The 12,746-nt window shown below is 67.6% G+C and carries 10 protein-coding genes; 5 read left to right on the top strand and 5 right to left on the bottom strand.

The annotated features are described in order from the left end of the window. The first annotated feature begins 65 nt into the window (after window positions 1–65). From E0E18_RS07475 to E0E18_RS07460, 4 genes are all read left to right on the top strand, one after another. Window positions 66–1,223 carry an isopenicillin N synthase family dioxygenase gene (locus E0E18_RS07475; protein WP_130840006.1) on the top strand — a complete coding sequence of 386 codons (1,158 nt, stop codon included), beginning with the start codon at window positions 66–68 and terminating at the stop codon, window positions 1,221–1,223. 109 nt (window positions 1,224–1,332) lie between these two features. Further along, window positions 1,333–1,776 (top strand): pyridoxamine 5'-phosphate oxidase family protein, encoded by a 444-nt coding sequence (locus tag E0E18_RS07470; RefSeq protein WP_110480900.1) that lies wholly within the window; start codon window positions 1,333–1,335, stop codon window positions 1,774–1,776. 88 nt (window positions 1,777–1,864) lie between these two features. After that, complete coding sequence (locus tag E0E18_RS07465) at window positions 1,865–2,983, top strand: MBL fold metallo-hydrolase (RefSeq protein WP_130840003.1); 1,119 nt, start codon at window positions 1,865–1,867, stop codon at window positions 2,981–2,983. Beyond that, the gene (locus E0E18_RS07460) at window positions 2,967–4,775 is read left to right on the top strand and encodes an alpha/beta-hydrolase family protein (RefSeq protein WP_130840001.1); all 1,809 of its coding nucleotides are present in this window, start codon (window positions 2,967–2,969) and stop codon (window positions 4,773–4,775) included. The genes E0E18_RS07465 and E0E18_RS07460 overlap by 17 nt, the downstream gene beginning before the upstream one ends. A gap of 42 nt (window positions 4,776–4,817) precedes the next feature. On the opposite strand, the gene E0E18_RS07455 is transcribed toward E0E18_RS07460, so the two are convergent. Beyond that, window positions 4,818–5,879, bottom strand: coding sequence for an isopenicillin N synthase family dioxygenase (locus E0E18_RS07455; RefSeq protein ID WP_130839999.1), 1,062 nt, complete (start codon window positions 5,877–5,879; stop codon window positions 4,818–4,820). Window positions 5,880–6,223: 344 nt separating this feature from the next. Here E0E18_RS07455 and aqpZ point away from each other — a divergent pair, with 344 nt between their 5' ends. Then, window positions 6,224–6,991: an aquaporin Z gene (aqpZ, locus tag E0E18_RS07450; protein WP_110480904.1), complete on the top strand. Its 768-nt coding sequence runs from the start codon at window positions 6,224–6,226 to the stop codon at window positions 6,989–6,991. A 7-nt stretch (window positions 6,992–6,998) separates the two neighbouring features. Here the strand turns inward: aqpZ and E0E18_RS07445 are convergent, their stop codons facing one another. From E0E18_RS07445 to E0E18_RS07430, 4 genes are all read right to left on the bottom strand, one after another. Further along, window positions 6,999–8,522 carry an NAD(P)-binding domain-containing protein gene (locus E0E18_RS07445; protein ID WP_130839997.1) on the bottom strand — a complete coding sequence of 508 codons (1,524 nt, stop codon included), beginning with the start codon at window positions 8,520–8,522 and terminating at the stop codon, window positions 6,999–7,001. An 83-nt stretch (window positions 8,523–8,605) separates the two neighbouring features. Then, window positions 8,606–9,652, bottom strand: a complete 1,047-nt coding sequence (alc, locus tag E0E18_RS07440) for an allantoicase (protein WP_066588408.1) — start codon at window positions 9,650–9,652, stop codon at window positions 8,606–8,608. A 125-nt stretch (window positions 9,653–9,777) separates the two neighbouring features. Continuing rightward, entirely contained in the window at window positions 9,778–11,310 is a 1,533-nt protein-coding gene (gene allB / locus E0E18_RS07435) for an allantoinase AllB (protein ID WP_237559686.1), read from the bottom strand. A gap of 43 nt (window positions 11,311–11,353) precedes the next feature. Continuing rightward, a complete protein-coding gene (locus E0E18_RS07430) occupies window positions 11,354–12,739 on the bottom strand; it encodes a DUF6986 family protein (protein ID WP_237559685.1) in 1,386 nt (461 codons plus the stop codon). Between the last annotated feature and the right edge of the window lie 7 nt (window positions 12,740–12,746).

Raw genomic sequence — 12,746 nt, 5'->3', positions numbered from 1 at the left:
GATCAGACGGACTCAGGCACATTCAGACAGACTCACACCTACGAAGCATGAGAGGACGCCGGACAATGGACACCGGGGAAGAACACCTGAGCTCAGGGAAGACGGTACCGGGCACACCGGACACGACACAGGAGGCGCACACCACCGGGAGGGGAGCCTTCCGGGTCCCGGTCGTCGACATCTCGCCGTGGACAGGCGCCGGCACAGAAGCCGGAACAGACGACCGACGTGAGCGTGTCGCCCGCGAGGTCGACACCGCCGCCCGCGAGGTCGGCTTCATCCAGGTCACCGGGCACGGGATCGACAGCCGCACCTGGGACGGACTGGCAGACGCCCTCGACGCCTTCTTCCTGCGCGACCTGGAACTGAAGAAGAAGGTCGCCACCCCTCCGGAGATCAACCGCGGATACTCGCCGCCGAAGTCGGAGAGACTCTCCCTGTCACTGGGGGTGGAATCCGCGGACGGGATGAACGACTTCTTCGAGGCCTTCAACATCGGCGTCCAGGCGTCCGACTTCCCGGACCTCCACCTCCCGGAGGCCGACTACCCGGCCAATGTGTGGCCGCAGGAGACTGACGGTGGCATGGCGGTGTTCCGGGAGAACCTGGAACGGTGGTTCTCTGAGGCACAACGGGTCGCCCGGACACTGACCGACATTTTCGAGGTCGCCCTGGAGGTGCCGCGGGGCACCCTCGCGGAGTTGACCGACCATTCCATCGACGTGCTGCGCACCATCAACTACGCCCTGGAGCCGGGGCAGGCGGTGGAGCTCGACGGTGAGCTCAACGGGATGGGCGAGCACACCGACTACGGCATCGTGACCGTCCTGTGGGCGGACCGGGTGGAGGGGCTGCAGGTCCTCGGTGAGGACGGCGGGTGGCACGACGTGATGCCGGACCCGGGGGCACTCCTGGTCAACCTCGGTGACGTCACCGCACGCCTGACCAATGACCGGTGGAAGTCGACACTGCACAGGGTGAAGCCCCCGGTGGTGGACGGGACGATACGCCGCCGGCGGTCGGCGGCGTTCTTCCACGACGGGAACGTGGACGCGGTCGTCGGCCCGTTGCCGGGCACCGTCGACGAGGACCGTCCCGCCCGCTACCGGCCCATGACCGTCGGTGAGCATGTGGCGCGCAAACTCGCCGGGTCACGGGCCCTGGAACTCAACGACACGGACACCATGTCCGAGGCACAGCGGGTGCTGGCCTCGAAGAGGTAGCGCCGGAGAACCGGGCGGCTGCCGTGGGGCGGATCCGATGTGCGCTGATCCGGTGGGGGAGGGGTGACGGCCGCTGCACAGGTGCAGCGCGAGTGGAACAATGAGATGTATGACTGACAACGATTCCCCCGTCACCCGCCTCACAGACGAAGAGTCCCTCGACCTTCTCGCGACGAAGACCTTCGGACGTCTCGTGGTGCACCGTTCGAACGACATCGACCTCTTCCCGCTCAACTACACCGTCAGCGACGGGAAGATCTACATCCGCACGGCTGAGGGCACCAAACTGTTCAGCCTGAACCTCAACGACGACGTCCTCTTCGAGGCCGACAACGTCGAGCAGGTCTCGGACGTCGACGGCCGGGCCTGGTCCGTGATCGTGAAGGGCAACGCCCGGATCCTCACCGAGTCCGCCGAGATCCACGCCGCCGATGAGCTGCCCTTGCGCCCCTGGCTGCCGACACTGAAGTACAACTACGTGGAGATAACCCCCGCTGAAGGGGGGATCTCGGGGAGGAAGTTCCACCTGGGCGCCGAACCGGACCGCTACTGAGCTGTGGGCAGCTGCGGGCAGCCTGTGGGCAGCTGCGGGCGGGTGCCTGCAGTGACGGTACGGCAGTGAAGCAGGTACGTTGACATCCATGGTCCACCGGCAGGTCACCCACCAGGTCACTCCCTTCGCGAAACCCCAGTACACCGCGGCCGTGAACAGCCGTACCCCCGGACCTGTCCGGATCGACGGCGGATCGGCTCCCGGCACCGGGACATGGGTGCGCCCTGTGGCCATGCCCGGTTCCGGGGTGATGGCCTCGGTGTTCTCCACCGTGCATCTCGGCGACGACGGCGTCACCGTCGTCGACCCCGGATGGACCGGCCAGGGTCAGGAGGGCCTGTACCTCAGCGGGCTGGACGCATTCCTCCGCGAGCGGGGACGCCGCCTCGAACAGATCACCCAGGTCATCGTCACCCACGCGCACCCGGACCACGTGACCGCGGCGTCCTGTCTGCTGGAGGCCACGCGCGCTCGGTTCATTGTCGGCGCCACGGAATGGCGGAGCGTGGAGGCTGCCCGCTCCGGAAACGGTGCGGGGGACTATTCGCTCTCAGCTGATGAGGTCGGGGCACCTGCCGGAGTGCTCGACACCGTCGTCGAACAGCTGGAGAAGCCCGGGGTGCCCGGGTTCATCCCGCGCAGAAGCCCGGATGTCCTCCTCAGTGACGGCGACCGTCTCAGCGACCTCGGACTGTCCGCCGACCCGCACACGGAGGCGGTCGTCACCCCGGGGCACACTCCCGGACACCTGTGCCTGGTCAACAGGGAGACGAAGCTCTTCATCGCCGCGGACATGATCCTGCCGGAGATCCATCCGGGCATCGGACTCGGCGTCGGATCTCTCGGAGGCAATCCGGTGGTGGACTACCTCACCTCGCTGCGCAGGATCGGGGAGTTCGACGACCATCTCGTCGTCCCGGGACACGGTTACGTCTTCACCGGCCTGGCCCGCCGGCGGCGCGACACCGCCCACCATGTGCTCTCCCGGGCCCGCGAGGTGGAGCGGGTGCTCGCCTGGAACCCGTCGATCAGTGTGTGGCGCCTGGCGTCACAGCTGACATGGTCCTCGGGCTGGGAAGAGTTGCGTGGGTCGCCGATGCTCTTCTCCGGACTGCGTCAGACAATGATGTACCGTGACCTGGTGCTCTCCGGGGACCCCGGTGGCACACTCGACCGTTGGGAGAGGGACTTTGACCTCGACGACTGACACCGGATCCGGCGCGGAGGGGACGGCAGGAGCGGACGGGCCGGTCGTGCCGGACGGTCCGGTCCGGGAGACCGGACGATTCACCTCCTACCGGCTGCGCCTGAGCTACACCGGCTCAGTCGTCGCCGTGGTGATGCTCATGGCGTCGATGACACCGTCCCTGCTGCCACGGGGACCACTGTTCCAGGGTGCGGTCAGCGGCGCGTCCGCGGCGGTGGGCTACATGGCCGGAGTTTTCGCCGCCTGGTTGTGGCGCTACATGCTCTCCCGCGACCTCACCGAGGATCCGCGGGGCCGTACCCTGTCCGCCCGGTGGTGGATACCCCTGGGGACGCTCGGGGTCGTCGGAACGTCCGTGATGCTCAGATGGTTCACGGTGTGGCAGAACGACATCCGTGACCTGGTCGGGGTGGAGCACCTGGACTGGACGGCGGTGCCCGTGACCGTCATTGTGGCCGCGGTGGTCTTCCTGCTGCTGGTACTGGTCGGACAGGGCTGGGGGGACCTGGTCGGCAGACTGTACTCGGCGTTCCGCAGGGTCGTCCCGCCCAGGATCGCCAGAGTCTCCGCCGCTGCCGTGATGGTCGCACTCACCGTGGTGCTCGCCAACGGTGTCGTGGCGAACTACTCCCTGCGCCTGCTCAACGCGTCCTTCGCCAGTGCGAACGAGACGACCACGGACACCTCGGTGCAGCCGACCTCCGACCGGCGCTCCGGCGGTCCGGGTTCGCTGGTGAGCTGGGATTCCCTGGGCAGGGAGGGCCGCAAGTTCGTCTCCCACGGGCCGACGACCGACCAGCTCGAGGCGGTCAACGGCTACCGGGCGGTGGAACCTGTCCGGGCCTTCGTGGGCCTGGGCACCGGTGACGGTCAGGAGGGGGACCCCGGGGACGACCTGCGGGCGGATGCGGAACTCGCGGCCGAGGAACTGGTGCGCGCCGGTGGCCTCGGGCGACAGGTCATCGCCGTCGGCTCCGCCACCGGTTCAGGCTGGATCAACCAGGCCACGGTGGACTCCCTCGAGTACATGTACAACGGCAACGTCGCGACGGTGTCCATGCAGTACTCGTACCTGCCCAGCTGGTTGTCCTTCCTGGTCGACAAGGAGCGTGCGCGACAGGCCGGCCTGTACCTTTTCGAGGCCGTGGACGCCAAGGTCCGTGAGCTTCCCGAGAACCGGCGCCCGAAGATCGTGGTCTTCGGTGAGTCGCTCGGCTCCTTCGGTGCGGAGGCGGCGTTCGGGACGGTGCCGACCCTGACCGCGAGGACGGACGGGGCCCTGTTCGTCGGCCCCACGTTCAACAACGACCTGTGGCGGGAAGCCACAGACCAGAGGGACGCCGGGTCCCCGGAACGGCTGCCGGTCTACGACGGTGGTGAACATGTGCGTTTCGCTTCCCAGGTCGGTGACCTGGACACCCCGCAGCTGCCGGCCTCGGACTGGAAGGAGCCGCGGACGGTCTACCTCCAGCACGCCTCCGACCCGATCTCCCGGTGGTCACCTGACCTCCTGTTCGAGCAGCCTGACTGGCTCAGGGAGGCCCGTGGGGCAGATGTGCTGTCCGAGATGCGGTGGATCCCGGTGGTGACCTTCCTCCAGGTGTCTGCCGACATGGCGGTCTCCGCGGACGTGCCTGACGGGCACGGGCACACGTATATCTCGGAGATCCCCCGGGCCTGGGCGAAGATCCTCGAACCCGAGGGATGGACCGGTGACGAGGGGGAGCGGAAGCTGGAACAGATTATCCCGCTGATGTCACGCAGCGGGGATGCTGCGGTGCCGTCGTCCTGAACAACTCCTGCCTGCGGGATGTCCGTTCCCGGGCGACGACGGCTACCGCTTACCGGATTCGGCCCTGCCGAAGTTCGCCTGGATGCGCATGTCGAGGTACTCACCGGCGGTCATCGGCGGGTACTTGCCCCGGGGGCCGGCTATGACGGCGTCGCGGTCGGCCTGGGCGAAGTAGGGCATGGAGTAGCGCTCGGGGATGTCGACGCCGATGTCGGCGGCCTTCACCCGGTGGAAGTTCGACTTCAACCGGTCATCGGACCAGCGCATGAGCATGTCTCCGATATTGCAGGTCAGCACGTCGGTGCGGGCGGGGACGGGGGTCCACGCCTGGACGTCTCCTCCGGCCTCCGCACCCGGCATGACCTGGAGGCCGGACTGCCCGTCGGTCTGGAACAGCAGGGTCAGGAGGTTGAAGTCCGTGTGCGCCCCTGCACGCCAGATCGGGTTGCCGTGCTCGTCGGCGACATTGTGCCTGGCGTCCATGGCCATGTAGTGGATCATCCGGAGAGTGCACTGGTGCAGGTCTGACTCCGGGTCGTGGACCTTACGGAAGTAGTCCTTCGGGAAGCCCAGCTTCACGGCGAAGAACTCCAGGACGCGCATCGCGACCTCGTGGCACTTCGCCTCGAAGGCGAGGGAGGCCTCCCTGAACCCGGCGACGGAGGGGTTGGCGTCCTCGTCGATCCACATGCCCTCCATCAGCGGGCGGGTGATCTGGTAACTCTCCTTCTCGTCCGGGGTGCCGGTCGAGGGGCGGATCTGGGACCTGTGCTCGAAGCCGACGTTCCTGCCTTTCGGTTTGGCGACGGTGGCCAGGGTGTCTCCGGGGAGTGCGAAGAACCGTTCCGCCTCGGCGAACTGCGCCTCGATCTCCTGCCTGGTGATTCCGAAACCGGTCAGCTGGAAGAAGCCGATGGTGGTCGCTGCGTCCCAGAATTCCTCTGCCTTGGCGTCCCACTCCTCGTCGGTGAGTTCCCAGTTTCTGACGTCGATGACCGGCACTGCCCGGTCGGTGGTCTCTGTTCCGACGCCGCCCATGCGTGACTCGAGTTCGAGTTCGGGTGGGACGGTGTCGGTGCTGGTGGGCGTGGTGGAGTGAACCATGGACGGTCCTTTCACGTCACGCGGTTTCCCCTACGGTCGTACGCTCCGTCTCCCGACGCCGTGCGATGCAGACCCGGCTGAGCCGCTTGTGGTCTCGTAGTTGCGTGTCCGGGGTCCGGCTGTGCCGGTGCCCTGACAACGTCTACGCTACGGAGCGGGCATTTCAGGGTTGTGCCCGGAAGATGACGGCGTTGTTGCCGCAGAATTCAGCAGAATTCAGCAGAGTTCATCCGGCGGGGGCTGCTTTTCGGCAGTGCCCAGGGATATATTCGGTAGGTCACCCGTCCCAACTGTCACAGTAGTAACGTCAGCACCAATCCGTACGCCCCTTACAGGAGGACCCCATGACTTCCATCCCGATGAGCAAACGGCTCTGGGCCGAGTTCTTCGGCACTTTCTGGCTCGTCTTCGGCGGCTGCGGCTCCGCCGTCCTCGCTGCGAAAGTCGTCAGCGACGGCACGATCAACATGGGCATCGGCTTCGTCGGCGTCGCCCTGGCTTTCGGACTCACCGTCGTCACCGGCGCCTACGCCGTCGGCCACATCTCCGGCGGACACTTCAACCCCGCCGTCACCCTCGGCTGCGCGGTCGCCAGGCGCGTCGAGTGGGCCGCCGTCGTCCCCTACTGGATCGCCCAGGTCGTCGGCGGAGCCGTCGCGGGCGGCGTCCTCTACGTCATCGCCTCGGGCAAGGACGGGTTCAGCGCCTCAGAATCAGGGTTCGCCACCAACGGCTACGGGGAGCACTCCCCGGACGGTTACTCGCTCGCCGCGGTGATCGTCACCGAGGTCGTGCTCACCGCCGTGTTCCTCTGGGTCATCCTCGGTGTCACCTCGAAGAAGGCTCCCGCCGGTTTCGCACCCCTTGCCATCGGACTGACCCTCACCCTGATCCACCTCATCTCGATCCCGGTCTCCAACACCTCGGTGAACCCCGCCCGCTCCCTCGGTGTGGCCTTCTACGCAGGCGGTGACGCCCTCGGCCAGGTGTGGGTGTTCATCCTCGCGCCGCTGCTCGGTGCCGCGATCGCCGGAATCAGCTACGCCTTCCTCACCGGTGACGAGGACGATGCCCCGGCCGAGGCGGAGGCCCGCGTCGGTGCCGAGGGGTAGTACCGGATCAGTACCGCGGGCTGTCCGGGTACCAGGGCTCACCCTCACTGTGTGGGCCGACCTCTTCGATCTCGACGTGCTCGAAAGCCTTGAACTCACGGAAGAACGTGGGCCAGTTCTCCTTCGTGATGTCCGTGGCGATCCTCCGGGCAACCCTGGTCAGACCCGCATAGATCCCCGAAAGCTGGTTACCTGCGACACCGTGGGATGCCCTGGCCCCGGTGGACAGGTGCACCAGGCGCGGAATGTACTCCTTCGCCGCGTCGGAGGCCGAGTCCTTCGGCCGGAACTGGAACCCGTCACCGAGATACGGGCACAGTCCCATGCCGTGGCCCTCCGCAGGCCCGTAGACGTCAGACCACAGTGCGATGTCGGGGAGGAACTCCGCAAGCTCGGGCCGCAGTGACAGATCCACCGCATAGCCCGTGGCCGAGATGACGAAATCGCCGGTGTGCTCCACGCCCCTGTCGTCGGTGACCACGATCTCCTCACCGTCGCCGGTGGAGCGGACCTCGGCGTCGGCCCACCGGGTGTCGGTGAGCATCGAGAAATTGTCGTGGCAGAATGCCCTCCACACCGAAGCCTGGGTGGGAGGCTGGGGAAGACCACCGTTGAACAGGGAGAACTCCCACTTCTGGTCGTCTGTGAGGTCGAAGAAGTGCTCCTGCATCCCGGGGAACTCCATCCAGCGCAGGGAGTTCTGCCGGGGGATGTCACTGCGTCGCACGTGCATCTCCACGCTCGCCGCACCGTGTTCCAGGGCGGTGGAGGCGTTGTCGAAACCCGAGGCACCGCCACCGAGGACGATCACCCTTCTGCCCGCCAGCGCGTCGAAGTCGATGTCGTCCTCGGTGTGGGCGCGCAGATGCTCCGGCAGTTTCTTCACCAGCGGGGGAAGGAAGATCCCGCCGCCGCCTTTCAGCCCGAGGGCGAAGATGATCCGGCGTGCCCGGTACTCCACCTCTTCGCCGTCACGGACGGCGGTGACGTGGAAGTAGCCCGCGGCGTCCGGCGTGGTGACACCTGTCACCGCGGTGTTGAAGTCCACGTCGGCGCCGGTGACGTCACGGTACCAGGTGAGGTACTCGTTCCAGTCCTCCCTGGGAACCAGGTCGGTGGCCTCCCACGCCGCCCTGCCGTACTTCGCCTCGAACCAGCGCTCCGTGTGCAGTGAAGGGATGTCCAGCTCGATGCCCTTCATGTTCTTCGGACTGCGCAGCGTGTGCATGCGGGCGTACCTGGTCCAGCAGCCGACCTCGTGCGCGGGACCTGCCTCGAGGATCTTCACCGCGCCGATGCGGTGACGGGACAGGGCGAAGGCGGAGCCGAGACCGGCCTGCCCGGCGCCGAGGACGAGGACGTTGAACGCGCCCTCCTCCGGGGCAGGCACCCAGTCATGGTTGTGGCCGAGCAGGGCCATGTCGGCGCGGGCCCGGTCCGCGAGGGCGGCGAGCCGGGACTGCGACTCGGCGTCCGGCAGAGGGGTGGGACGGTTACGTTCCGGCCTGGTGGGGTCATAGACGACGGTCATGTGTCCCACACTATTACCCCGGCATGTTTCAGCTGCGACAGCGATGTTACGGATGTGTTACGCGGCCGGGCAGGTCGGCAAGTTCACCACCGTGAACGGATGGTGCGGCGTCCTTCCTCGGTCAGTTCACCCCACACCCTCAGGCGGGACAGGCCGCCGTCCGGGTAGACGTCGACGCGTACCGCGGTGACCGGGGTCGGGCCGGTCGAGCCCTCCTCCGGGTCGGAGACGAGGAAACGGTGACGGTGGTCTGGCAGGGAACGGGTCTTCGCGACGAGTTCGACCTCCCCTCCGTCACCGGTGATCCCGGTGATCTTCACGTCACCGGGGGCGTTGAAGACGAAGTAGGAGGTGTCCAGTTCGATCCACCGGACCCTGCCTTCGCCGGCGAGTTCCACGGTGACGGAGTCATTGCCGTCGTCGCGGCGTCGGGCGTTCTCCCAGCCCTCACCCATGTTGCGTGCGCGGCCCAGGGAGATGACATGGTCGGGTCGTGAGTAGAACATGTTGCTGCACGCGGTCACCCGGCCACCGTTCTCCAGGGCGGCCAGATCGACGGTGCCCCCCAGGAAGCGGGGGTCCGGGACCGGTTGCCCGTGCACGCGGAGACGGGCGATGCCTCCGTCCGGGATCATGTCGAGACGGACGTGGGTGAAACGGCGGCCGGCGGCGTCCCCGGTGATCTCGAAGTAGTGCCTGTGGTCTCCGAGGGCGTCGGTCACCGGGACCAGGGTGGTCCAGGAATCCTCCGGGAGTGCGGCGATCTCCTCGCCGGAGAGGACTTCGTCGCAGGTCAGTCCGGACACGGCGAACTGCGGCGGGAAATTCCCGGTGAACCAGGCGGTGTCCACGATGATCCCTCTGATCTGGCCGGGGACGCCAAGGCGCACGATGGCGGCGTCGTGGCCGCCGATCTCACCGTGGCGGCGGCGACGGGTCTCCCAGCCGTCGTAGACCTTCCCCTTGTTCCCGAACTCCGTCGGGTCGAAGACCGGTTCGCTGGAACGGATGAGGTTTTCACGTTCGGCGAAGGATTCGTCGGTGGCCCAGACCACGGCACCGGCGTTGGCACGGCTGGCCAGGTCGGGCCAGCCCAGGAAATCGGGAAGTTCGGTGGGGATGTCACTCATGTGTCGGTTCCTCAGAGGTCGGTCGTACAGGGAAATGAAAAGCAGAGGCGAGCAGGGGCGAGCAGGGTGCGGACGGTCAGGGGCGGAGCGTGAAAGGTCGGAGATCTCCGGGGAACACCGCACGGTCACCGGGCTCTCCGGGGGCGGCGNTTGTCCTTTCGCTCGTCGCGTCCCTTGCGCACCCGCCCCGGTCTTACAACTCTGTTCTTCGTCGCCGGCGTCAGTTGTGTATAAGTGCCGGATGCCCGTTGGGCGTACGCGGTGACCTTGTTGCGCTGGTTCAGGTTCTCGGGGAGGACCACGAATGCGTCGTCGGCGCTGATCTGCACCAGGTCGGCGCGGCGTCCCGCCTGGATGGCCCCGCGGTCGGACAGTCCGGCCCATTCGGCGGGATTCTGGCACATCCAGCGGACGACGTCGGTGATGTCGAGCCCCCGGAGCCGCGCCTGGGACCACACGACGGGCAGCCCGAGCTCCACCGCGCCGATGCCGCCCCACGCCGTCGCGAAGGAACCGCCGGACCCTCGGTGGTCGGCACCGCCGGCACCGAGGTCGTTGCCTTTCGCGGCTAGGGCGGAGAAGGCCACGAGGTCGTCGGAGACTCCCGCAGCTGCGGCGGCGTCGGCTGCCTCGGCGAACCGTTTGAGCTCCGCGGTGCAGGGCGAGTGGTCGGAGACGACGGTGCCGATGACACCGTCGACGAGTCCCTTCCACAGGCGTTCACGGTTGCCGGCCGTACGGATAGGCGGGCAGCACTTGTACTGTGTCGCGCCGTTCTGGATCTCTTCGCTGAACAGGGACAGGTAGTGGGGGCAGGTTTCCGCGGAGATGCGGACGCCGCGTTCCTGTGCGGCGGCGATCTGGTCGATGGACCCTGAGTCAGACAGGTGCAGGATGTGCGCCCGGCAGCCGGTCTCCTCGGCCGCGGCGATGACGGTGGCGATCGCCGCAGCCTCCGAGGAGGAGGGGCGGGACGCCAGGAAACTGTCGAAGGTCTCGTCGACACCACCTGCGGCCCCGACCTTCTCCGTGGCCTCGTCGATGATCTCCCCGTCCTCGGCATGGACGATGAGCAGACCGTCGAACTCGGCGATCTCCCTCATCGCCGCGCGCAGCTGGTCCTTGTCCAGGGGCTGGAACTCGTCCACTCCGGAGTACAGCAGGAAACACTTGAAACCGAAGACTCCGCGGTCCCAGAGTGCCCGGAGATCACCGGTGCCGATGTTCTCCGGCACGACCCCGCCCCAGAAACCTACGTTGACCTTGACCTTGTCTTTCGCGACAGCCTGTTTGGTGTCCAGGGCGTCCACGGTGACTGTCGAGGGGACGGAGTTCAGCGGCATGTCCAGCAGGGTGGTGACCCCGCCGGACGCCGCGGCCCGGGTGACCGAGGTGAACCCTTCCCAGGTGGTGCGGCCCGGCTCGTTGACGTGCACGTGGGTGTCGACGAGTCCGGGGATGAGGACCTGGTCGTCGGGGATCTCGATGATCTCGGCGTCATGGCCGGCATGTACGTCCGGCTGCAGGCCCGGGAGTACCGAGACGATGGTGGCGCCGTCGGTGACGACGGTGGCGGGTCCGAGGGTGGGACGGCTGTCGGGACCGGCCTCCTCCGGGAGGTAGACGGCCTGTGCGGCGCGGAAGATTCTGGTGGTCATGATGCCTTTCTGGTCAGGTCGTCGGGGGTCAGGTCGTCGGGGGTCACAGTCGGCCGGTGACCTGCAGTGTGCGGAGCTGGCCGGTGGTGACCCCGGTCAGGGAGAGTTCGTCGTCGGTCACCGCTCCACATCCCCGTGCCCGCAGCAGGTAGCCGGCCATGGCTTTCGCGGTGGCGGGTTCGTCCATCCAGCGGGACGTGTCGCCGGTGACGTAGGCCCGCAGCCGGGCCGCGCTCTCCTCCCAGGAGGCCCGGAAGTAGGCGATGGTGGCCAGGTGCCGGGTCACGAGCTGGTTGGGGTGCAGGTCCCATCCCTGGCGGATGCCGCGGCGCAGGTGGCGGGTCACCAGTCTGTGGTGGAGGCGCCAGCCGTCGAGGATCTCCGCCGGGGAGCCTGCGGGGATCCGGTTCGTGGAACCGTCGGAGAGTTCCACGCCGACCGCTGCGGTGGCGACCTGGAGCACATCCTTGGCGTGGTCGGCGACGGGGTGCTCCATCGACTGCCGGGCGGCGTCCACACCCATCGACGCCGAGTAGTCGTAGGTGCCGTAGTGCAGTGCGAGGATCCGGCCGGCTCCGGCCGCGAGAATGCGGGCGGGTTCGGCTTCACCGTCGATGCCGGTGACGGCCTGTGGTGTCTCGATCTGGACTTCGAAGGGGATCTCCGGGACGCCGAACTTCTCCTCGATCCGGGTGAGGACCTCGACGAGTGCCTCCACCTGGCTGTGGTGCTGCACCTTCGGGAAGGTCAGGCGCAGTGCCCGGCGGTCGCGCTTCAGCAGGTCGGCGAGGACGCCACGGTCATGGAGGCCGGCGAGGACGATGACGAGTGTGCGCAGACCGCGGTCACGCACGTCGGGGTCGAAGGACCTGAACCGGATGCCGGCGAAAGCCGGGGAGGGGCCGGTCCGGTCCGGTGCCGTCGCGTCCCGGCCGAGCCACCGGGCGAGAATGCCCGCGGCTTCGGCGGCCCGGTCGTCCTCGTCGCTGTCCCACTGCTCCGGGGGGACGCCGCGACGGGTGTACCCGTCCTCGAAGTCGATGCGGAGGTCTTCGACGGGTTCGCGCCGAAGTTTGGCCACTGTCAGCGTTCCGACCGTGTCTGCTTCTGCGTCGGGTACGCCGAGCTCACGGGCGAGCGCGGCGGCGGCGGTCTCCGGGAAGGCGGCGGAGCCGTAGCTCTCCAGGGTGGAGAGTGCGGCGTCCCCCCAGGTGCCGGCGATGTCGGGGTCTGACGCGTCCCCGGTCATGAGTTGTGCGGGCACGTAGACGGTGTGCACCGGCTGACGCCATGTCACGGGTGTGGCCCACCGACCCCGGACCAGTCTGTCGGTGCCGGTGAGGCGGGCGTCGGCGAGGGCGCCGAGTTCGCCGGTCAGTTCGGAGAGGTGCCCGGAGCAGGGGCCGGGGAGAGTCGGGTGGGTGTTCACACGGTCA

The organism is Corynebacterium neomassiliense (genome assembly GCF_900626215.1).
In the GTDB taxonomy this organism is placed as follows: domain Bacteria; phylum Actinomycetota; class Actinomycetes; order Mycobacteriales; family Mycobacteriaceae; genus Corynebacterium; species Corynebacterium neomassiliense.
Note: the sequence above shows the minus strand (reverse complement) of the source record. Positions and strands in the feature narration are given on the sequence as shown.

Coding starts and splice junctions, on each gene's coding strand:
- alc (WP_066588408.1), bottom strand. CDS start 9,652: ATGAGTGACATCCCCACCGAACTTCCCGATTTCCTGGGCTGGCCCGAC.
- E0E18_RS07465 (WP_130840003.1), top strand. CDS start 1,865: ATGGTCCACCGGCAGGTCACCCACCAGGTCACTCCCTTCGCGAAACCC.
- E0E18_RS07455 (WP_130839999.1), bottom strand. CDS start 5,879: ATGGTTCACTCCACCACGCCCACCAGCACCGACACCGTCCCACCCGAA.
- E0E18_RS07475 (WP_130840006.1), top strand. CDS start 66: ATGGACACCGGGGAAGAACACCTGAGCTCAGGGAAGACGGTACCGGGC.
- aqpZ (WP_110480904.1), top strand. CDS start 6,224: ATGACTTCCATCCCGATGAGCAAACGGCTCTGGGCCGAGTTCTTCGGC.
- E0E18_RS07445 (WP_130839997.1), bottom strand. CDS start 8,522: ATGACCGTCGTCTATGACCCCACCAGGCCGGAACGTAACCGTCCCACC.
- E0E18_RS07470 (WP_110480900.1), top strand. CDS start 1,333: ATGACTGACAACGATTCCCCCGTCACCCGCCTCACAGACGAAGAGTCC.